The organism is Clostridioides sp. ZZV15-6597, from assembly GCF_020657815.1.
Taxonomy (GTDB): Bacteria; Bacillota; Clostridia; order Peptostreptococcales; family Peptostreptococcaceae; genus Clostridioides.
The window spans coordinates 1-19,981 of the sequence record NZ_JAGWCT010000074.1 but is presented as its reverse complement, the minus strand read 5'-3'; the positions used below and the strand labels follow the sequence as shown (position 1 = coordinate 19,981).

Genomic DNA, 19,981 nt, shown 5'->3' with positions numbered 1-19,981 from the left:
ATATATTATTATGTTAGAATTGATGACTTTAGAAAAGTTCAAAATGATGTAGATGAAGTTGGAAAATTTGAATTTTTAGAAGAAAAGCTTAAAACTACTGAAGAAATAGAAAAAGAACAAGAAAAAAATAATGATAATAATTATATTCAAAATAGTGGAATTGACCCACTAGATAGAATAAAGAAATTAAAAGAGTTGCTAGACTTAGGAGCAATTACACAGGAAGAATATAATAAAAAGAAAAAGGAATTATTAGAATAGATAATATAGTAAGCACTTACAAATAAGTAGGTGCTTTTGTTTTGCTCAAAATATTTCAAATCAATAGACTAAGTTCTTATTTTTAGATAGAATTATATTTGAGTAAAGAATTTAATAGGGGAGAGTATATTATGTGGGGAAAATTTAAAAAATTAAGTTTGTTCAAGAAAATTTTAGTAATATTTTTAATATACCTTATTGTATTTACCGTATCAATGATGATTCATCAAGCTATACGAGATTCAAAAAATAGAAATAAAGTATATGAAGGAAATATTACAAAAGAAAATATAATTAGTGAAAAAGAAAAAGAAGATATTTATAAACAAGAGATGCAGGCAAAAGTAGACTCTATTATACCAGAAGACTTAAAAGATGAAACAACATATTATGTTAACATATTAAACCCAACAAAAGGTGAGGGATATATAGTTAGCATTCAAGTGGAAAATTCTAGGTTTAATGATGAAAATGAGTGTAGAAACTTTACTAAAGAATTTGTAAACAATATAAAAGATATGAATGATATACATTCAGTGAGAATAAGCTTTATTGTCGATGTAACACTCACTTATAATGTATTTTTAGATGATTGGAATAATATAAAAAATGATGTAAATTTAATTGATGATATAGAATTTGAAGCTAGAAGTTAGTTCTAGGATTAGATTAACTATACATAAGGCACTTACAAACATGTAGGTGCTTTTGTTTTGCTCAAATTGGTCGGTTGAGTGAAATAATTAGAAAAAATTAGTAAAAACCTATTGACTGTAACTCGTTACAATGTTATTATTAATGTAACGAGTTACAGAAAAGAGGTGAATAAAATAGCAACTAAAAGTAGGGCAGAGTATATGAAAAATCGTCGAAAAGATAAAAGAGGTTTTAGTGTACTTCTAGACAAAGAAAAGTTAGATAAATTTGATGAAGTGTTAGAAGAAAAGAATCTAACTAAGAAAGAATGGCTAGAAGAAAAAATCGACGAGGAACTGGAACAAAAGGAATAAAAAAATAAGGGACGTTCTCCCCGACCAAAGATTGAACATCCCTTATTGACGTATACTATACATCAACTAACTATAGTATACGTCATTCCTTGAAAAAAATCAATTTTAAGGAGTGTAATATTATGAAAAATGAATTAATGAATTTTGAAGGAAAAGAGATTGAAGTATTTGAATTTGAAGGAAGAATTTTATTCAACTCAAAAGATGTAGCAAATTGTTTAGACATAAAAAATATTAATGAGAATATAAGACTTATGAATGAAAAGCAAGTTGTAAAGTTAAGAAATTCGGATATCAGTAATACTGACATCCGAAAATTAAACAATGCTGGTGAAAATTTTCTTACTGAAAGTGGAGTGTATAAATTAATCTTTAAATCAAGAAAAGAAGAAGCAGAGAAGTTCCAAGACTGGATAAGTGATGAAGTATTACCTCAAATTCGACAAACTGGTGCATACATAACAAATAGTGCTAATCCAGAAAAGTTGAGAGAAAAAGCAAGCGAGATTGAAAAATTACAGTTAGCTTATAATAGTACATCTATGCTAAAAGAACTATTAGATGATGCAGGCTTTGACAACAAATCTAAACTATTAACAGCTAAGACATTGTACAAGAAAGCAGGAATTGATTTACCAATCGAGATAAACGAAGAAGAACATTATTTTGACACAAAACAAATAGCATCTAAACTGAAAATATATTCTAAGAGTAATAAACCAGCACAGTTGGCTGTTTGTGAGATTATTAAAAAGATTGATTTAGAAGATAGTGAAGTTAAGGGAGTTTGGGAAACTAATGGTTCTTGGACTGGTACTGTAAATAAGTATACAGAAAGTGTAATAGATAAGGTTAGAAACTGGATAGAAGAAAATAATAGACCTACTAAGATTGCAGGTGAAAAGAAGAATTATCATGTGGTTTATAAGATTGAGTAAATTTATCAGTTGTATTAAATATTTTAGTTTAGTTTATTTTAGTTTTGGGGGGTAATACAATGTATGAGAATTTACTTGATAGTATAGATATTGAAAAGAGAAAAGAAGAATTTAGAATTAAACTTTTGAAAATAAGAGAAACAGATATAGATATATATAATAAGATAGAAAGTATAGTATATAAACTTTCTGAGAAAAAATTAGAGAAAAATAATTAAATAAATAGATAAAGCACTTGGATATTTCACTGTTTCAAGTGCTTTGTTTGTTAAAAAATGGTATAATAAAAATATAGGAATTTTGCAGTGTTCGATTTTTCTACTCAAGTATAGTTTAACAATTGGAATACAAGGCATTGAGAAGGTTTGATAAGTGTTATCAATTGCACTATTGGTCGCTCACTGCAAATTTAAGAAAGTTATATGTGTGTAAGTGTTGGAAATACACAATTTATTTTGAGGGGTTTTATATTAACTATGTGGTATGTAAAGGAAATAGATGCTTATAGATTGAGCCGTTTAGCGACTAGTTTTATATTAACTATGTGGTATGTAAAGGAAAAAATAAAATTGGATAGAATGGGATACAAAGATAGTTTTATATTAACTATGTGGTATGTAAAGAGATTAAGTCAATCAGAAGTTAAAGAGTGTTTGAAGGTTTTATATTAACTATGTGGTATGTAAAGTCTTTAGAAGTAGATGGATTAGGAGATTATAACAGAATTTTATATTAACTATGTGGTATGTAAATGCAACAATTCCAATTGCAGACAAACTTGTTACTGCAGTTTTATATTAACAATGTGGTATGTAAAGGTAAAAAGGGCTGTTACAAAGCATTGTGTAAAAGTAGTTTTATATTAACTATGTGGACTTAAAATTAAAAACGCTAAAAACACTTACTTAAAAAGTAGGTGTTTTTTTATTGAAAGTAGGTGATTATAATGTAAAAATTTTACTAATATAGTATAATATTGTTAAAGAATATAATTTAGGGGGATATTATATTATGAAGAAAAAAGTATGTTTTTTATTTTCTATTCTTATAGTTATCTGTTTAGCTATTGTAGGATGTTCTAATTCAGAAAGTCCAGAGGAGAGTAGTAAAAATAATGAACCAAAAAAAGAAGAAAAAAAGGATAAAGAAGTAGTCATAGGAGAGAAAATTATTTCAGATAAAATGGAAATCACTATTAATAATATTGAATTCTCTTATGATGTTTTACCAAAAGTTAAGGAAAGTTTATATACACATTATCCTGCTGAGTCAGGCAAAGTATATATTGATATTGCTGCTGATATAAAAAATACTCAAAAACAAGAGTTAAATTGTTCAGATTTACTAACTATTGAAGCAAATTATAATGATGGGTATAAATATTCATCACAAACAATAGTAGAAGATGAAACAACAGGTTTTACTTATGATAATATTACCAGTATCGACCCTTTAGAAACGAAGGGAGTTAGATTTATAATTGATTGCCCTGATGAAGTAAAAACAAGTGATAAGCCGCTGGTATTAAGTTTTACATTTGATGGGAATAAGTATGTTTATAAAATGAAGTAACTTATTTAAAATGAATATATTATAGTGCTAAGGAGATATTTTATGAATGATACAGTAGAATATATATTTTGTAGCGAATGTGGAGCAAGGTGTTTAAAAGGAAGCAAATTTTGCAATGAATGTGGAACAAAAATAGATGATGTAAAAATACAAAAAGAAAGCATTACTAAAGATAAGGAATATGATTTAAAAGGTGTTGATTTACAACATATAATGCAAGAAACAAGTTTTATAAAAGCTTCATCTGTAAGAAGATTGAAAGAATTAACTGGAATAGAGTTGGATGATTGTAGAAAAATATTAGAAGAACCATATCAAAAATATTATAATGAAAATGCTGATATGCTTGAAGAAAAAAGAAAAAAAGAAGATGATATATCAAAAATTAGAAAAGCCAAAGAGGAAAAGAAAGAAAAAGAAAAAATAGCTTGTTGCCCTGCATGTGGCTCAACTTCTTTGACAGCACATAAAAAAGGTTTTGGCATAGGAAAAGCTATAACAGGAGCTACTATAGCAGGAGGCATTGGTTTAGTAGCTGGAAATTTAGGAGCAAAGAAAGTTAGAGTTACATGTTTGAGCTGTGGTAAACAGTTTTGGGCATAAATAATAAACACTTACTAATGTAGGTGTTTTTTTATATGGAAATTTATGAAAGGAGAGTGAGAAAATGGCAACGATACAAACTTCAATAAAGATTTTCGACGGAATGACACCTGCATTTCGCAATATGACTACATCTATTAACACCACGATTAATAGCTTGGAGAGGTTACAACAAAGGTTGCATAATCCTATTAATACAGGCAACATACAAACATCTCAGCAGAGTTTAAATAATATTGAAAATATCTTAACTAGAATAGAACAGAATATAGGAAAAGCAGATGAACAACAGAGAAGATTTAACGAAGATATTAATAAGGGGGCAAGTAATACAGATAAATTACTTGGAGGTGTTAAAAAGATTGCTGGAGCTTATATGGGCTTAAAAAGTATTGGGGGGTTAGCAAATTTAAGTGACCAGATGACCAGTACGAATGCTAGATTGAACATGATAAATGACGGTCAATTATCAGATAGTGGGCTTAATAAGATGATATTTCAAAGTGCTGAAAGGTCAAGAGCATCTTATTTAGATACAGCACAAATAGTCTCAAGGATAGGTATGAATGCAGGAAGTGCATTTTCTAGTACTAGAGAAATTGTAAGTTTTGCTGAACAACTCAACAAAAAGTTCATAATTGCAGGAGCTAGTACACAAGAAATGAGTTCAGCATTATTGCAACTGACTCAAGGTTTAGGAAGTGGTGTGCTGAGAGGTGAGGAGCTGAATGCTGTATTTGAGTCAGCACCTAATATTATCCGCTCGATTGCCGACTATCTTGATGTTGACATAGGAAAAATAAGAGGAATGGCATCAGAGGGAATGTTAACAGCAGATATTGTAAAAAATTCTTTGCTTGCTGCAACAGCCGAAACCAATGCACAATTTGAAAAAATGCCTTTTACGCTAGGTCAAATCTTTACATCAATTAAGAATAACGCAGTAATGATATTTGGAGCTATACAAAAGAAAATTGAGGACACGGTCTCAAGTAAAGGATTCCGAACCTTCATAGTTAATATAACAGATTCGCTATATATATTAGGCTCAGTTGGTTATAAAGTGTTCAATGGAATAATCGATTTATTAAGTAGTCAGGCATTTAGTGGATTTTTTAATCTGATGATTGTTGGAGTTAGTATGATTGCGCAAGGGTTAGGATGGCTATTAACAACTATAGGAAGTGTCATTAATTTTATTGCACAGGGATGGAGCATAATACAGCCTTTATTAATCACTAGTATTGTATTGTGGGGGTTATACAAAGCTGCTATTTTAGCAGGTGTTGCAATTACTGCTATTCAAGTTAGTTGGACAGCTCTGCAAGCATTTTGGACTAATTTATTAAATGGTTCATTATTAACAAATATAATGATGAATATAGCAGCAAAAGTATCTACAGATGCTTTAAGTGGTTCTATGTTACTTCTAATTACTACTATAGTAATGGTTGTAGCTACAATAGCTCTAGTAATAGCAGCAGTTTTCGTAGGAGTAGCAGTTTTTAATCATTTCGCAGGGACTAGTGTATCTGCTATAGGTGTAGTTGCAGGTGCAATATCAGTTGCAGCTGCTTTTGTAGGAAATTTATTTATTGCAACAGGGAACTTAATTATAGATATTGTAGCTTTAATATATAATAGTTTAGCAAACTTTGCAGAGTTCTTTGCTAACTTTTTAGACGACCCGATTGGCTCTGTCATAAGGGCGGTATCTAGAATGGCTGATGCGGTATTAGGTATTATAAGAAGTATCGCAAGTGCATTTGATACAGTTTTTGGCTCAAATTTGGCAGATGCAGTAAGTGGATGGCAAGATACATTACAAGGTTGGACTGACAAAGTAGCAGGAGAAGCTAAGATAAAAGTTGAACGAATGGATCCTAATAAACTGCATTTTGACAGATTTAATTATGGAAAAGCTTGGGATGCAGGTTATAAATGGGGAGATAAACTAGAAACTAACATAAAAGATAAATTTGATATTAGTAAAATAGCAGAAGATGCAAAGAAAAAACTTGGTCTTGACGACTTGTGGGATAAAAAATATGGACTCGGTGAAGGCATAGGTTCAGCAGGATTAAACTCTCCGCTGAACGATGCAGCAAAAGGAGCAAAAGATACTGCAGGAAACACTGCAAAGATGGCAAAAACAATGGATAAAAGTCAAGAAGACTTAAAATATCTTAGAGATATTGCGGAACAAGAGACTATCAACAGATTTACAGGAGTAAACATTAAAATAGACATGAACAATACAAACAATATAAGTAGAGATACTGACTTAGATGGAATAGTTAATGTACTAACTGAAAAATTAAACGACGCAATGGTTGTATCAGCAGAAGGAATAGTTTAGGAGGTGTTTAAATGGCTTATGACTTTTATTTAGATGGAGTACAATTACCAATTGCACCTGGCAAATTAGAGATTAAAGTTACAAACAAAAATAAAACAGTTGATTTAATAAACACTGGAGAAGTAAACATACTAAAAAAAGAAGGGCTATCTGAAATAAGTTTTGAAGCAGAATTTACACATAATAAACTACCATTTTATCGTGGGACTTTTAAAGATGTTCAATTCTTTTTAAGTAAGCTAGAATTACTAAAAACTGATTGTAAGCCATTTCAATTTATTGTATCTCGTGAGTTAGGTAACAAGGTCTTATTTAACACTAATATGAAAGTGTCATTAGAAGAATATAACATAGTAGAAGATGCAGAAAATGGCTCAGATACAAAAGTTGCAATAAAGTTAAAACAATATAGAGATTACTCAACTAAAAAATTAGTTCCTGCAACTCCCAAAAATGAGACTGGTAGACCAAGCGTAAAAATAGAACCAAAACGTGTTGATTCAGTCAATTCACCAAACGCTAAAACATATACAGTCAAGGCAGGAGATAGTCTTTGGTCAATTTGTCAGAAGCAGTTAGGAAATGGTTCACTGTATAAGAAAGTGTATGAGTTAAATAAAACTATGATGGATAAGGCTAATAAAGGTAAAAATCTATCTAAGTATACTATTTACAAAGGGCAGGTGTTGAGGCTTGTCTGATTTAGTATTAGCAAATGATAGGGATATAAGATTAGTTATTGCACATTGGGAAGATTTTTACGAACCTGCTGTTATTGATGGAATTACATGGGAGATAGAAAGACGAGGAGCGCCAAGTAAATTAGAATTTACAATAGTTATGGATGATATACTGCAATTTTGCGAAGGAAATTCTGTAAGGCTGTATTATAAAGGAATAGGTATCTTCTATGGATATATATTTCAGAAAAAGAGAGATAAAGAAAATCACATTAAAATTGTTGCATATGACCAATTAAGATTTTTTAAAAATAAAGATACTTATGTATATAGTAATAAAACAGCAAGCGAACTTATAAAAATGCTCGCTAAAGATTTTAATTTAAAATACAATGTCATAGAAGATACAAAATATAAAATATCTAGAATAGAAGAAAACAAAACTTTATTTGATATGATTTTAACTGCACTAGATGATACTTTAAGAGAAAAAAAAGAAATGTTTACCTTGTATGATGACTTTGGAAGAATAACACTAAAAAATGTTGCATCAATGAAACTTGATACTGTTATGAATAATGATGTAATCGAGGACTTTGACTATAATTCTTCTATTGATAGTGATACTTATACAAAAATTAAACTTGTCAGAGATAATGAAGAAACAGGAAAAAGAGATGTGTATATTGCTCAAGACTCAACACATATGAGGAGTTGGGGAATACTACAAATGTTTGATACAGTTGATAAAAACATGAGTGAAGCAGAGATAAAACAAAAGTGTGATATACTTCTAAAACTATATAATAAGAAAACTAAGTCATTAAGTTTAAAAAATGTGCTTGGTGACATTAGAGTTAGAGCAGGTTGTTTAGTACCTGTTTTTTTAGATTTAGGAGATATTGAGTTACAAAATTATATGTTAGTTGAGAAAGTAAAACATACATTTGAAAATAACAGTCATTTTATGGACCTAACTCTTGTTGATGGAGACGAATTTGCTTCATATTCTTCAAGTTCCTATTCAAGTGGAAATACAAATAATAAAGATGAAAAGAAAAATGGTCCTGCACAAAGTACTACAAGTAAAGAAGACAATGACATGATAAATAAATTGAATAAGGTATTTAAAGGTAAATTATCAAATACAGGAAGTATATTTGTTAAATATTCTAATGCTTACAAGGTCAATGCAGCTTTAATGGCTGCTATTTCTATACATGAAACTGCTAATGGTAGTTCCTCACTTTGTAAAAATAAAAATAATTTCTTTGGTATGAAAGGGATGTCTTTTAATTCTGTAGATGAAGGGATAAAAAGAGGTATAAGTAATTTATCAAGAAATTATATCCATATCGGAAGAAAAACATTAGAGCGTATTAGAGATAAGTATGCTCCACTTTATGATAGTCCTCTTAATAAAGATTGGGTACCAGGAGTAGGCAAGTTTTATAAACAAATAACAGGAAGTACTTATAGTTCCAATAATTCGGGTACAGGAGTTGGAAGTAATGAAGAAGCAGAAAAGAATTTAAAAGATTTAACTTATCAAGTTCAAAATAATAATAACAATACCAATACATCAACAAATAATAGTTCTAAAGTAGATAAACTAATTAGTATAGCTAAAGGTAAATTAGGTTGTAAATATGCTCGAGGAGCAGAAGGTCCTAATACATTTGATTGTTCTGGATTTACACAATGGTGCTATAAACAAATAGGTATAAGCATCCCTAGAACAGTTGCAACACAAAGCAAGGCAGGAAAGGCTGTAGACTTAAAAGATAGAAGTAAGTGGAAAGCAGGAGACTTATTATGTAGAGTTGGTGGAGGTAGTAGTAATCACGTAATGATGTATATTGGAAATGGTCAAATGATTCATTCACCACAGACTGGTGATGTAGTAAAAATACAATCGGTTGATTCATATCGAAAAGGAAAAGCGTACACACATGTGAGAAGATTTATATAAGTGAGGTTAAATATGAGCCAAGAATTATTACAAATAATTAAGAAAGCAGCGATGGATGCAGTAGAAACAAGTAATCCAATGAGGGTTGTATTTGGAACAATAGAAAGTGTTAGCCCTCTAAGAGTTAAGATAGAACAAAAACTATCTATTGGTGAATTTTTTCTAATACAAACAGATACATTTAAAAGATATACAGACAAAAAGGTGGGAGACAAATTGGTTTTAATTCGTATGCAAGGAGGGCAACAATACTTGATTTTAGATAGGATGTGATGAAGTGTTACCAAGCGATAATTTGGATTATGACATTGAAGATGTATCAATAATTAATTTTGATGTAAGACAAGAGCCAAGTAAGACGTTTAAACTGAATATGGAGAGAAATAAAGTAGATGGTATTTGTAATGATGTGGAAGCATTAAAACAGACCATCTTTTTAATTTTAAACACAGAGAGATACCAACATTTAATATATTCTTGGAATTATGGTGTTGAACTAAATGATTTAATTGGAGAACCTATTTCATATGTAATATCCGAACTTGAAAGAAGGATAACAGAAGCACTAATTCAAGATGATAGGATTGAAAATGTAGATAATTTTGAGTTTCAAAATATAAAAGGAAAAGTACATTGTAAGTTCACAGTTCACAGTAAATATGGAAATATAAAAGCAGAGAAGGTGGTGAGTGTATAATTGTTTGAGTTAATGACATTTGAAAATATAATTAAAAGAATGTTAGATAGTGTACCAGATACTTTTGATAAAAGGGAAGGTTCTATAATATATAATGCTCTTGCTCCTGTTGCTATAGAACTTACAGAAACATACATTGCAATGGATGAATTACTAGACCAAACATTCGTAGATACTGCTAGTTATTACTATTTAGAGAAGAGATGTAAAGAGAGAGGTATTACACCTTTACCTGCAACAAATACAATTGCAAAAGGAGTATTTAATATAGATATTCCACTTGATTCTAGGTTTAATCTAGGAGAGTATAACTATGTAACAATTGAGAGAATATCTGAAGGTATATATAAGATGAAATGTGAGACTGCTGGACCTATTTTTGAGTTGGGGCAACTAATTCCTATCGAATATATAGATGGTCTTGAAACAGCAGAACTGACAGAAATACTGATAAATGGAGAAGATGAAGAATCAGAGGACAGTCTAAGGCAACGATATTATGATAGTTTAAATTCTCAATCTTTTGGGGGTAATATTCAAAACTATAAGGATGAAGTTAATAAATTGCCTGACGTTGGAGGAGTTAAAGTTTATCCTGTGTGGAATGGTGGAGGTACTGTTAAGTTAGTAATAATTAATTCTAATTTCAAAGTACCAAGCACTGACTTAGTTAATTTAGTTCAAGAAGAAATTGACCCAAATCCGAAAGGAGAAGGTCTTGGGTTAGCACCAATAGGACATAAAGTTACTGTTACAGGTGTTGTGAGTACAACTATAAATATATCAGCAGAAATAACATACAAGAGTGGTTACACTTGGGAGAATATAAAATCAATTGCAGAAGAAGCAATAGATGACTATTTAAATGAACTTAACATGAGTTGGGAAGATGAAGAAAACTTAATAGTCCGTATATCTCAAATTGAAACTAGATTACTTAGTATTGATGGAGTATTAGATATTACAAACACAATGATAAATGATGCTAAATCTAATCTAACAATAGATAGTAACAGTATAGTAGTGAGAGGTGAGGTAATTGGATAAAAAAATTAATCTAATAAATTACTTACCACAAATTCTGCAAGATAAAGAAGAATATATAAAAGTATTTAACGCAGACAACAAAGAAATAAAAATATTATATGAAAAATTAAAGGACCTATCAAATGACCAGTTTTTAGAAGACTTAACCATAAGTGGTATAAAAAGATGGGAAAAGATAATGTCTATAAATCCCAAGTTAAATGAGACTTTAGAGGATAGAAGGTTTAGGATTTTTAGTAAATATATAAGTAAATTACCTTACTCAGAGAGATTTTTAAGGAACTGGCTAGATAATGTAGTTGGAGAAGGCAATTATGAATTAACTATTAATAATGCTACTTATAACATACACCTTGAGAGTGATGCTAGAAATCAAGATTGGTTTGAGGAAGTTCATTCTTTTGTAAGTAATATTAAGCCATGTAATATGACTTTAGATTATACTAGAGTGTTAGTTAGTAAAGACAATGGCATGTATTTTGGTGCAACAACAGTCACAGGGCATGAGATTACAATTTACCCTTGGTCACCTAGTGATATTGAAACACAAGGAGAGATTAAGATTATGAGTGGAAATGGATTTGGATACCAAGAGATTACAATTTATTAGATAGGAGGTGGTAGTTTGGCTACAGATAAAAGTTACTACACAATATTAACAGACATAGGAAAAGCGAAGATTGCAAATGCAAGTTTAGTAGGTGAAAAGGTTGACTTTGCTAAAATTCAACTAGGTGATGGTGGAGGAAATGAGTATAACCCTACAGAAGAACAGACAGCACTTAAGAATGTAGTTTGGGAAGGTAATGTGGGAAATGTTAAAACTGATGAATCTATGGCAAATTGTCTGATTTTAGAGAGTCTTATCCCTGCAAATGCTGGAGGATTTATAGTTAGAGAAATAGGCTATCTAGATACAGAGGGCAACTTGATTGCTATATCAAAGTACAGGTCAGCATATAAACCTAAAGTGGAAGATGGAGCAGTAATTGACATGAAAGTAAAAACTATCTTTGTTGTATCTAATGTAAATAACATAGAACTTAAGATAGACCCAACGATAATCTTTGCTACATTAAAAGACATACAAGACTTAGAAACTAAAATAGGTACTGTTAATACTAAAATTGATACAACCAAAACAGAATTAACAAATAATTTAGAAACGGCTAAAACAGAGTTAAACAACAAAATAGGGGATACAACACAACTTACTACAACAGATAAAACTAGTCTTGTTAGTGCATTGAATGAGGTTAAAACTAGTGTAGATAGTATAGAAACAACAGCAGAGAAAACAAGTTATGATAATACAGTAAGTAAACTAAATTCTACCAATGTCCAAGGGGCAATAGATGAGTTATGTACTAGTGTAAATACTGCTAGAGTTAGTTTAATAAATAGTTTAAAAGATATGCTACCTATATAAAAAAAGAGAGGAAGTGATATGTATGAGTGTACATTTTCCAAGATTATATGTGCCTTCACTTATAACAGTACAAAAACCTGCTACTAAAATTACTATAAAACCTTGGGATTATTGCGATAAAAAAAATGCTGCCGATTCCAACGGTGCATACGATATGATGAGTTGCACATTACCAGATGGTACTTCTGTTGGGTGGGATAAAAGCGGAAGCTTTGATGCGTATCCAGGTAATCGTTATAAATTAACATATATCTATTTTTTTTCACCACAAAATTCAAGTGAATGGACTAGATATACAGAAGACTGTTACTTTGATTGCCAATATAAATCCACAACACCAAGCATAAGTGGAACAGATGGCTCGCTTGGTTCTAAGAGTAGAGGGTTTGGTATAGATTATACAATAACAAATGAAGATAGTTACACATACACAGTAAAAGCATATTTAAATGATGTTTTGTTTGATACGAAGCAAGCGGTAAAAGATACTCAATATACTATAAATGTGCCTGACTCCCTTGTCTTGTCACTTCAATTAAACTCTACTAATAAGATTAAAATAGAAGTTACAGGTGGCTATGGGGTATCTGCTATTTATAGAAATTATACATTTACAAAATCTAATAATGCACCAAGCATAAGCGGGACAAATGAAAATATAGGGAATAAAAGTAAGGGATTTACTTTAAAGTACACAGTAAATGACTTAGATTACAGAGATACAGTAAATGTTGTTACTAAACTTAATTCTACTATTTTAGAAAATATCACAAATATAGAGAAAAATAGAGAAAAGGAAATTACGTTAACAGATGAAAGAGCATTAGCTCTTCCAATTGGTTCTAGTAATATAATAAGTATTGTTGCTACAGATAATAACGGAGCTAGTACAACAAGAACATATACATTTACTAGGAGTAATAATTTACCTCAAATAACAGTAAATGAATTTAATAGTACACAAGTAAAATTCATAGTATCAGATTTAGACAATAATTTAAATAAGATAGAAGTATTTCTAGATGATACTTTAAAAGAAACAATAACAACAGATTTAACAGTAGAGAAAACAATTAACTACACATTAGAAGATAACGCAATACACACAATTAAGATAAAAGTAACAGATGCGAATGGAGTAAATGAAAAATTAGTAAGTGTATCAAACGGAGTTCAACCACCACAAGATGATGATTCACTCAAGGATATAGCAAATGCTGTATCAATAATAAAAGATAGTTTTTTAAATGGGAAAACACATATTATTAATAAATTAGCATTAAAAAATATAGAAGCAAATCTAAATAATACACTAGTAGAAATAGGAGAAATGATAGGTGTAGCATTTAGTTCAGCAGATGCTAGCGTTGAGGAGTTACAAAATAAGATAACAGAATTGACAAATCAACTTAGTCAAAGAAAAAAATGGGCTGGTGGTACTTATACTAACACAGCAAAAATAATATTTAATGAAAATCCAGGTATAATTAATGTTCCAATTAATTTGGATTTTATTCCAAGTTTTGTTATTGCATTCTTTGATATATCTTTTTATAGAGATAATTCTTCCGAATACACAACTGTTCATTCTTCTAATAACAAACAAGAAACTTTTTCTATACGAGGAAATGGTGAAACTTTTACAGGTGATTGTAAAACTATAATTAAAAATATATCTCAAAGTAAATTTGAGATTGAATTTTTTAGAGTTGATAGCAGAAGAGATGGCTATACAAGAAAAGAACAAATTATAAATTGGTATGCTTATCAATAAAAATGAGGTGATAATATGAACAGAAATAATAGAATAATTTACGACCAAACAGGAAATATATGGCTTCAAACTGGCGAAGCAACAGGAGATATACGAGAATGGTCAGAAATAACTGAATTAAACTTTTTGGATATTGAATTTGGTAGTATAGAATATACAAAACAATATATAGAGTCTATAAATCCAGTTACAAAAAAGCCAGTTTTAAGAGATGTAGAGTTTGTTTTGACTGATGAACAAAAGAGATTAGAAGCATTAGAAAAAGAATTAAGTATGTTAAAAGAAAGCAACAAGAATAGAGATAGTGAGATAGTAAATACAGCATTCGAATTAGAAAATATAAAATTAAATAATAATATTTAGGAGGAAATAATATGTATAACTTATTAAAACTTATGATAGAACAAAAGAACTATAGTACTAAAGAGGATTTACAACATAAGATAGATGTATTCTATGCAGTAAATAGAATTACGGAGGAACAATATTTAGAATTAACAGGTTTGTTAAATAAAGAAGAAACACCAGTAGAACCAATCGTTTAAGAGAGGTTCTTTTTTTATAGACTTAGATAATTTCTAAGTCTTATTTTAATGCAAAATAAGGAGGAAATATGAACGTAACAATAGTTTTTTTAGCAACAAATATATTTATAAAATTAGTAATATTAGCAATAGCATTCGATACACTATTAGGATGTTTGCAGGCAATAAAAACACATAAGTTTAATTCAAGTTTTGGAATAAATGGAGGAATAAGAAAAGTTGCAATGATAGCATGTATATTTTTTTTAGCAGTAGTTGACATACTTACGAAGTTTAACTTTTTATTTATGTTACCACGAGATTGGGTTGATTTTTTAAGACTACAACATCTTGGAATATCTGAATTCTTCTCTATTTTATTCATTCTATATGAAAGTGTAAGTATATTAAAAAATATGTATCTATGTGGATTACCAGTGCCAAAGCGATTAAAAGAAAAAATAGGCAATTTACTAGATACAATGACAGATGAATTAAAAGTTAAAGGAGGAAAATAAATAATGAAAATATGTATTACAGTAGGACATAGTATTTTAAAAAGTGGAGCATGTACTTCTGCTGATGGAGTAGTTAACGAGTACAAATATAATAAAGCTCTTGCACCAGTATTAGCAGATACATTTAGAAAAGAAGGACATAAGGTAGATGTAATAATATGCCCCGAAAAGCAGTTTAAAACTAAATCGGAAGAAAAGTCGTATAAAATACCTAGAGTTAATAGTGGAGGATATGATTTACTCATAGAACTGCATTTAAATGCGAGTGATGGTCAAGGAAAAGGTTCAGAAGTGTTATATTATAGTAGTAAAGGTTTAGAGCATGCAACTAGAATATGTAAGAAACTAGGCACAGTATTTAGAAATAGAGGTGCTAAATTAGATAAAGGATTATATATCTTAAATAGTTCCAAGCCTACAGCAGTATTAATTGAAAGTTTCTTTTGTGACAATAAAGATGATTATGAGAAGGCTAAGAAACTTGGATATGATGGTATGGCTAAATTGATTGCTGAAGGTATATTAAATAAAAATATAATCAATGAGGGAGTTAAGCAGATGTACAAACATACTATAGTATACAGTGGCGATGATAAAGTATCAGCAGATATTTTAGGATTATATTATAAGAGAGCAAAAGAAAGTTACTTAGTAACAGATATAAAAGACTATAAACCACATAGAACACAAAATCTATATGTAATTGGTGGAGTAACTTGTAATAAGATGAAAGAAATGAGCAAGACTACAGGAGAAAAATTTACACAAATATATGATAGTGATGTATGGTCAACTATGGATAAGGCTAGAGAATTTGTAAAAGCTAAATTATAAGTTTTATACTCCTAAAGACAAAACTTTACTATACTTCATATATAGTTTTCAAAATATATCAAGTAACATTTCATAAATTTATACAGAAAAAGAGTGTTTTGTTTTTTTCAAAACACTCTTTTTTATGTGAATTTTAATAATTAATTTTTTAAAATTAATAATACAGTTATTATTTCTTTTTCAAATTTATAGTTTCCTCATTATTATTTCAAGATACAGTTACTTTATAGTTAGAGCCATCACTTCGGTATTTTCCATCTCTTTTACTTCTCATTATTTTTTCTTGGCCAACATCTATATCTTCATTTATAATTATGATTTCTTCCTGACCAGATAAAAACTTATATAAGAATTTAAAGTTCATCTAAATTTTTTTATATTTATTAAAAAATCCTCTATGTTCTTTTATTTTTTCCATATCTAAATTGTAATAATTAGCTTATAATATAATTTAATTCAAAAAAATTAAGTTATTTTCCTACATTCCTTGCAATTAAGTCCACATGTGTTTTTTTCCTGCATATTAATAGCACCCCAATTAGCAAATTTACCCAAAATAGGTACAATACTTTTACCCTTATCAGTTAATGTATATTCAACTCTTGGAGGAATTTCATTGTATTGTTTACGATGAACAATTCCATCAGATTCTAACTCTTTTAATGATTGAGCCAACATAGTATTTGTAATTCCATCTAGTTTTCTTTTTATACTACTATATCTAATTGGTTTATCAACTGCTAACATACATATAATAGGTAATTTCCATTTACCACCAACAATATCTAATGCATAACGTATTGGACAAATTAATTCTTCACTATTTTTATTTACTTTATTTTCATTTTCTACACTCATTATAAACCTCCCTTTATTCCTATAGTATCTTTTTTATACTTTATCAGAAAAAACTGCATACTTGTTTTTTTCTTGTTTTATATTAAAATTATATCAAAGGATAATCCTTAATACAACTATTTAAAAGGGGTGTAATAATTATGAAAGCACTAGATTTTTTAAACAAAGCGGGAGTTTATTATTTAGCAACAACTGATGAAAGTAATCAGGCACATGTACGTCCTCTTGGATTCGTTATGGAATACGATGGAAAACTTACATTTTGTACATCTAATCAAAAGAATATGTTTAAGCAACTTAATCTTAATCCAAAGGTTGAGATTTGCTGTATAGACCAAAAATGCAATACTTTACGTATTTTAGGTGAGGCAGTATTTGTTACATCAAAAGAAACACAGAATAAGGCACTTGAAGTAATGCCAAGTTTGAGTAAAATGTATTCTGTGGGAGATGGTAAGTTTGAGATATTCTGTATTGATAAAGCAAGTATCAATTGTTATTCAATGAGTGGCAAAAAAGTTGATGTAGAACTTTAATTTTAAGTAAATTTTTATAGAAGATAATCATTAAATGTTACAAAACAAATATACAGTGTTCTAATAAAATAAGTATATTTATTGATTTACATACCTATATCAGGAGGCATAATTTACATGAATGAAAATGAAAAGCTTTATAATAAAATAAATGATAGTTTTAAAAAACAAAATTTTTTATCGCTTATTGGTGCAGAACTTGAGCATGTTGAAAATGGTAAAGTAATAATTACGTGTAAGCGCAAAGATTCTTTAACTCAACAACAAGGTTTACTGCATGGAGGAGTTGTTACATCATTGGCTGATGTATCATGTGGATATGCGGCTCTAACAACAATGCCTGAAGATTCAGAAGTTTTAACTGTAGAATTTAAAATAAATTTAATTAGACCAGCAACTTCAGACAAAATTATAGCTACTGGAAGAGTTATAAAAGCTGGAAGGACTTTGGTTATAACAGAATCAACAGTTACAGATGAAAGTGGAGACAAAATTATTGCCAAAATGATGGCAACTATGATTACAGCAAAAAAATAGTTTTAAATATATTATTTTAAGAGAACTATGATATAATAAAAAAATAGAAGTGTATTGGTAGTACACTTCTATAGCTATAACTAAGCATTCTCATGTCGGGGAGTGCTTTTTTCATTTTTCCAAACAATATTGTTTTTTTCATCTGTAATTATCAAATCAATTTCAATATCTTTCAAAATTTCTTTTGCAGTACAAATGAGATTATCTAAGCCAAAACTTCGAGTTATCTCTAGTTGTTTGTTACTTAGAACTCTTTTTAGTATATAAGTCTTAAAACACATTTATATCACCTCTTATATAAAAATTAAGTTTCACATATTGTAATCTCCTTTTTAATATTTAATAAGTTAAATAAAATATTCAACTTATTAAATATTATGATATAACTTTTTATTCAATAAGTCAATGATTATATTCAACTTGTTAAATAAAAAATTTGACATAGCAGATATTTAAATGATATATTTGAATAAAAAATGAGGTGATAGGATGATTTCATATAATCCTCTTTGGGTGACATTAATAAGCAAGAGCATGAAAAAAACTGATTTAATAAATCTGATTGGATTAAGCAGTGCAACTATTTCTAAAATGAGTAAAGATGAGTATGTAGCACTTAATATCATAGAGAAAATATGTTTAGCACTAGACTGTAACATAGAAGATGTTGTAGAAATAAAAAAAGACATAGAATAGATATTTGTTAATTGTAAAATTATGTTATAATTTATAGGTAAGGAACTAAATATCTAAGAGTGGCAGTTTCCACATTATGCTCTAACCTACTTTCTAATGAAAGGAGGTGGGAAGTGTGGAAATAGTAGCAGTTTATTACATAGCAAAATTTTTACTTGATTTATGCAAAGTAAAAAGCCACTCAAAGTCGGAAGCTAAGAGTGGCTTTATATTTAATTTAACTATTAATAAACTAATAGTAAAAATTAAATATAAAAAGTACTAAATTTTTTCGGAAACTACACTCTCGACAATAGATTATAGTTCCTTATTTCTAAAGAGGTAGGAGAATTGCAGTTCTCTTATCTCTTTTTGATACGAATTTACATCTTTATTATATCGCATTTTAAGAAAAAATAAAACTATGAATATTAGAAATATATTTTATTTTATCTCTAAGTATACATATTATTACCTACCTAAAAAACTTTCACAAAAACAAAAAGAGTAGATGTTTTTGGCAACTGGATGACATAACTTATAAGATATTTTATAAGTGCTAATCCTTATAGTTTTGCATAACTAAGTTTCTTTAATTCTGCTGATTTAGTTTTATTCTACAACTAAAATAATACAATAGAATTAGTTATTATTAAACAAGATTGTTTGAAAATTGAATAAATTTATGGATATGAATAAACTTTTTTATATATAAAAACAGACTAAATATGTAGAATATATGGTAAAAATTACCTCTATCATTTGAAATCAGAAGGTTCTATTATTAACTTAAATTAAACTTAATTTGGGGAAGTGACATAAAATGGAGCAACAAGAGGTAGTAGAGAAACTGCACAGAGGGGAATTGATGTTGATGGAATATATGTGGAGTAAAAAATCTATTCTATTTAAAAAAGAAATAATAGCAGCAATGAAAGAAAAATATACGTGGAGGAAAAGCACAACAGAAATTCTTCTAAAAAGATTAATAAAGATGAGAATATTAAAAAAGAAAATAGTAAGTTTTAAATCAAACTATGAGGTGCTAGTAATTAAAAAAGAATATTTAAGTGCTAGAAAAGAAGAAAGGTGTATAAGTAAAGATAATAACTTTTTCATACGAATATTTACAACTATACATAAAAGAAATAATACAA

28 protein-coding genes and 1 CRISPR repeat array are annotated in these 19,981 nt (G+C 29.0%); of the genes, 25 read left to right on the top strand and 3 right to left on the bottom strand.

Features of this window, described 5'->3' with window-relative positions:
- The 20 genes from KGF52_RS15045 to KGF52_RS14950 all read left to right on the top strand — a co-directional run.
- On the top strand, nucleotides 1–261 hold a 261-nt coding region (locus tag KGF52_RS15045), incomplete at its 5' end, for an SHOCT domain-containing protein (RefSeq protein ID WP_227840708.1).
- 131 nt (nucleotides 262–392) lie between these two features.
- Nucleotides 393–917 carry a hypothetical protein gene (locus KGF52_RS15040; RefSeq protein ID WP_227840707.1) on the top strand — a complete coding sequence of 175 codons (525 nt, stop codon included), beginning with the start codon at nucleotides 393–395 and terminating at the stop codon, nucleotides 915–917.
- 165 nt (nucleotides 918–1,082) lie between these two features.
- Nucleotides 1,083–1,271: a virulence factor Srl gene (gene srl / locus KGF52_RS15035; protein WP_004454585.1), complete on the top strand. Its 189-nt coding sequence runs from the start codon at nucleotides 1,083–1,085 to the stop codon at nucleotides 1,269–1,271.
- Nucleotides 1,272–1,393: 122 nt separating this feature from the next.
- Nucleotides 1,394–2,209 carry a Bro-N domain-containing protein gene (locus KGF52_RS15030; protein ID WP_227840706.1) on the top strand — a complete coding sequence of 272 codons (816 nt, stop codon included), beginning with the start codon at nucleotides 1,394–1,396 and terminating at the stop codon, nucleotides 2,207–2,209.
- Between the two features lie 59 nt (nucleotides 2,210–2,268).
- A complete protein-coding gene (locus KGF52_RS15025) occupies nucleotides 2,269–2,427 on the top strand; it encodes a hypothetical protein (protein ID WP_021369178.1) in 159 nt (52 codons plus the stop codon).
- A 245-nt stretch (nucleotides 2,428–2,672) separates the two neighbouring features.
- A CRISPR array of direct repeats spans nucleotides 2,673–3,091; the repeat unit is 27 nt; unit sequence TTTTATATTAACTATGTGGTATGTAAA.
- Between the two features lie 129 nt (nucleotides 3,092–3,220).
- A complete protein-coding gene (locus KGF52_RS15020; protein WP_021359010.1) occupies nucleotides 3,221–3,781 on the top strand; it encodes a phage lipoprotein in 561 nt (186 codons plus the stop codon).
- A gap of 42 nt (nucleotides 3,782–3,823) precedes the next feature.
- A complete protein-coding gene (locus tag KGF52_RS15015; RefSeq protein WP_227840705.1) occupies nucleotides 3,824–4,384 on the top strand; it encodes a zinc ribbon domain-containing protein in 561 nt (186 codons plus the stop codon).
- A 64-nt stretch (nucleotides 4,385–4,448) separates the two neighbouring features.
- Nucleotides 4,449–6,743, top strand: coding sequence for a tape measure protein (locus KGF52_RS15010; protein ID WP_227840704.1), 2,295 nt, complete (start codon nucleotides 4,449–4,451; stop codon nucleotides 6,741–6,743).
- Between the two features lie 11 nt (nucleotides 6,744–6,754).
- The gene (locus KGF52_RS15005) at nucleotides 6,755–7,444 is read left to right on the top strand and encodes a LysM peptidoglycan-binding domain-containing protein (protein WP_227840703.1); all 690 of its coding nucleotides are present in this window, start codon (nucleotides 6,755–6,757) and stop codon (nucleotides 7,442–7,444) included.
- The gene (locus KGF52_RS15000) at nucleotides 7,437–9,395 is read left to right on the top strand and encodes an NlpC/P60 family protein (protein WP_227840702.1); all 1,959 of its coding nucleotides are present in this window, start codon (nucleotides 7,437–7,439) and stop codon (nucleotides 9,393–9,395) included. The genes KGF52_RS15005 and KGF52_RS15000 overlap by 8 nt, the downstream gene beginning before the upstream one ends.
- A gap of 12 nt (nucleotides 9,396–9,407) precedes the next feature.
- Nucleotides 9,408–9,668, top strand: coding sequence for a DUF2577 domain-containing protein (locus KGF52_RS14995; protein WP_227840701.1), 261 nt, complete (start codon nucleotides 9,408–9,410; stop codon nucleotides 9,666–9,668).
- Nucleotides 9,669–9,672: 4 nt separating this feature from the next.
- Nucleotides 9,673–10,092, top strand: a complete 420-nt coding sequence (locus KGF52_RS14990) for a DUF2634 domain-containing protein (protein WP_227840700.1) — start codon at nucleotides 9,673–9,675, stop codon at nucleotides 10,090–10,092.
- Nucleotides 10,093–11,139: a baseplate J/gp47 family protein gene (locus KGF52_RS14985; protein ID WP_227840699.1), complete on the top strand. Its 1,047-nt coding sequence runs from the start codon at nucleotides 10,093–10,095 to the stop codon at nucleotides 11,137–11,139. It begins immediately after the preceding gene.
- Nucleotides 11,132–11,749, top strand: coding sequence for a YmfQ family protein (locus KGF52_RS14980; protein ID WP_227840698.1), 618 nt, complete (start codon nucleotides 11,132–11,134; stop codon nucleotides 11,747–11,749). The genes KGF52_RS14985 and KGF52_RS14980 overlap by 8 nt, the downstream gene beginning before the upstream one ends.
- Nucleotides 11,750–11,764: 15 nt before the next feature.
- Nucleotides 11,765–12,568 carry a phage tail protein gene (locus tag KGF52_RS14975; RefSeq protein WP_227840697.1) on the top strand — a complete coding sequence of 268 codons (804 nt, stop codon included), beginning with the start codon at nucleotides 11,765–11,767 and terminating at the stop codon, nucleotides 12,566–12,568.
- 22 nt (nucleotides 12,569–12,590) lie between these two features.
- Entirely contained in the window at nucleotides 12,591–14,342 is a 1,752-nt protein-coding gene (locus tag KGF52_RS14970; protein ID WP_227840696.1) for a hypothetical protein, read from the top strand.
- A 15-nt stretch (nucleotides 14,343–14,357) separates the two neighbouring features.
- Nucleotides 14,358–14,705 carry a hypothetical protein gene (locus tag KGF52_RS14965; protein ID WP_227840695.1) on the top strand — a complete coding sequence of 116 codons (348 nt, stop codon included), beginning with the start codon at nucleotides 14,358–14,360 and terminating at the stop codon, nucleotides 14,703–14,705.
- Between the two features lie 11 nt (nucleotides 14,706–14,716).
- On the top strand, nucleotides 14,717–14,887 hold the full coding sequence (locus KGF52_RS14960; RefSeq protein WP_227840694.1) for a hypothetical protein: 171 nt from the start codon (nucleotides 14,717–14,719) through the stop codon (nucleotides 14,885–14,887).
- Between the two features lie 68 nt (nucleotides 14,888–14,955).
- Nucleotides 14,956–15,384, top strand: coding sequence for a phage holin family protein (locus tag KGF52_RS14955; protein ID WP_227840693.1), 429 nt, complete (start codon nucleotides 14,956–14,958; stop codon nucleotides 15,382–15,384).
- Nucleotides 15,385–15,387: 3 nt separating this feature from the next.
- Nucleotides 15,388–16,218, top strand: a complete 831-nt coding sequence (locus KGF52_RS14950; protein WP_227840692.1) for an N-acetylmuramoyl-L-alanine amidase — start codon at nucleotides 15,388–15,390, stop codon at nucleotides 16,216–16,218.
- Nucleotides 16,219–16,426: 208 nt separating this feature from the next.
- On the opposite strand, the gene KGF52_RS14945 is transcribed toward KGF52_RS14950, so the two are convergent.
- Nucleotides 16,427–16,582 (bottom strand): hypothetical protein, encoded by a 156-nt coding sequence (locus KGF52_RS14945; RefSeq protein ID WP_227840691.1) that lies wholly within the window; start codon nucleotides 16,580–16,582, stop codon nucleotides 16,427–16,429.
- A gap of 101 nt (nucleotides 16,583–16,683) precedes the next feature.
- On the bottom strand, nucleotides 16,684–17,076 hold the full coding sequence (locus KGF52_RS14940) for a winged helix-turn-helix transcriptional regulator (protein WP_227829963.1): 393 nt from the start codon (nucleotides 17,074–17,076) through the stop codon (nucleotides 16,684–16,686).
- A 140-nt stretch (nucleotides 17,077–17,216) separates the two neighbouring features.
- On the opposite strand from KGF52_RS14940, the gene KGF52_RS14935 reads away from it, so the two are divergent.
- Nucleotides 17,217–17,612, top strand: coding sequence for a pyridoxamine 5'-phosphate oxidase family protein (locus KGF52_RS14935; RefSeq protein WP_054275535.1), 396 nt, complete (start codon nucleotides 17,217–17,219; stop codon nucleotides 17,610–17,612).
- 117 nt (nucleotides 17,613–17,729) lie between these two features.
- Nucleotides 17,730–18,149, top strand: a complete 420-nt coding sequence (locus KGF52_RS14930; protein ID WP_227829962.1) for a PaaI family thioesterase — start codon at nucleotides 17,730–17,732, stop codon at nucleotides 18,147–18,149.
- A gap of 80 nt (nucleotides 18,150–18,229) precedes the next feature.
- On the opposite strand, the gene KGF52_RS14925 is transcribed toward KGF52_RS14930, so the two are convergent.
- Nucleotides 18,230–18,430: a hypothetical protein gene (locus KGF52_RS14925; protein WP_227840690.1), complete on the bottom strand. Its 201-nt coding sequence runs from the start codon at nucleotides 18,428–18,430 to the stop codon at nucleotides 18,230–18,232.
- Between the two features lie 208 nt (nucleotides 18,431–18,638).
- Here KGF52_RS14925 and KGF52_RS14920 point away from each other — a divergent pair, with 208 nt between their 5' ends.
- From KGF52_RS14920 to KGF52_RS14910, 3 genes are all read left to right on the top strand, one after another.
- On the top strand, nucleotides 18,639–18,845 hold the full coding sequence (locus KGF52_RS14920; protein ID WP_227840689.1) for a helix-turn-helix domain-containing protein: 207 nt from the start codon (nucleotides 18,639–18,641) through the stop codon (nucleotides 18,843–18,845).
- Nucleotides 18,846–18,960: 115 nt separating this feature from the next.
- Entirely contained in the window at nucleotides 18,961–19,110 is a 150-nt protein-coding gene (locus tag KGF52_RS14915) for a hypothetical protein (RefSeq protein WP_227840688.1), read from the top strand.
- A 537-nt stretch (nucleotides 19,111–19,647) separates the two neighbouring features.
- Nucleotides 19,648–19,981: BlaI/MecI/CopY family transcriptional regulator (locus KGF52_RS14910; RefSeq protein ID WP_227840687.1), on the top strand; the 334-nt coding region annotated here is incomplete at its 3' end.

What these genes read in the sequence shown, in the direction of transcription:
- KGF52_RS14995 (WP_227840701.1), top strand. Translation starts at nt 9,408, where the DNA reads ATGAGCCAAGAATTATTACAAATAATTAAGAAAGCAGCGATGGATGCA.
- KGF52_RS14920 (WP_227840689.1), top strand. Translation starts at nt 18,639, where the DNA reads ATGATTTCATATAATCCTCTTTGGGTGACATTAATAAGCAAGAGCATG.
- KGF52_RS14970 (WP_227840696.1), top strand. Translation starts at nt 12,591, where the DNA reads ATGAGTGTACATTTTCCAAGATTATATGTGCCTTCACTTATAACAGTA.
- KGF52_RS14925 (WP_227840690.1), bottom strand. Translation starts at nt 18,430, where the DNA reads ATGTGTTTTAAGACTTATATACTAAAAAGAGTTCTAAGTAACAAACAA.
- KGF52_RS15005 (WP_227840703.1), top strand. Translation starts at nt 6,755, where the DNA reads ATGGCTTATGACTTTTATTTAGATGGAGTACAATTACCAATTGCACCT.
- KGF52_RS15030 (WP_227840706.1), top strand. Translation starts at nt 1,394, where the DNA reads ATGAAAAATGAATTAATGAATTTTGAAGGAAAAGAGATTGAAGTATTT.
- KGF52_RS15015 (WP_227840705.1), top strand. Translation starts at nt 3,824, where the DNA reads ATGAATGATACAGTAGAATATATATTTTGTAGCGAATGTGGAGCAAGG.
- KGF52_RS14930 (WP_227829962.1), top strand. Translation starts at nt 17,730, where the DNA reads ATGAATGAAAATGAAAAGCTTTATAATAAAATAAATGATAGTTTTAAA.
- KGF52_RS14955 (WP_227840693.1), top strand. Translation starts at nt 14,956, where the DNA reads ATGAACGTAACAATAGTTTTTTTAGCAACAAATATATTTATAAAATTA.
- KGF52_RS15025 (WP_021369178.1), top strand. Translation starts at nt 2,269, where the DNA reads ATGTATGAGAATTTACTTGATAGTATAGATATTGAAAAGAGAAAAGAA.
- KGF52_RS14935 (WP_054275535.1), top strand. Translation starts at nt 17,217, where the DNA reads ATGAAAGCACTAGATTTTTTAAACAAAGCGGGAGTTTATTATTTAGCA.
- KGF52_RS14965 (WP_227840695.1), top strand. Translation starts at nt 14,358, where the DNA reads ATGAACAGAAATAATAGAATAATTTACGACCAAACAGGAAATATATGG.
- KGF52_RS15040 (WP_227840707.1), top strand. Translation starts at nt 393, where the DNA reads ATGTGGGGAAAATTTAAAAAATTAAGTTTGTTCAAGAAAATTTTAGTA.
- KGF52_RS15010 (WP_227840704.1), top strand. Translation starts at nt 4,449, where the DNA reads ATGGCAACGATACAAACTTCAATAAAGATTTTCGACGGAATGACACCT.
- KGF52_RS14945 (WP_227840691.1), bottom strand. Translation starts at nt 16,582, where the DNA reads ATGAACTTTAAATTCTTATATAAGTTTTTATCTGGTCAGGAAGAAATC.
- KGF52_RS14960 (WP_227840694.1), top strand. Translation starts at nt 14,717, where the DNA reads ATGTATAACTTATTAAAACTTATGATAGAACAAAAGAACTATAGTACT.
- KGF52_RS15020 (WP_021359010.1), top strand. Translation starts at nt 3,221, where the DNA reads ATGAAGAAAAAAGTATGTTTTTTATTTTCTATTCTTATAGTTATCTGT.
- KGF52_RS14940 (WP_227829963.1), bottom strand. Translation starts at nt 17,076, where the DNA reads ATGAGTGTAGAAAATGAAAATAAAGTAAATAAAAATAGTGAAGAATTA.
- KGF52_RS14950 (WP_227840692.1), top strand. Translation starts at nt 15,388, where the DNA reads ATGAAAATATGTATTACAGTAGGACATAGTATTTTAAAAAGTGGAGCA.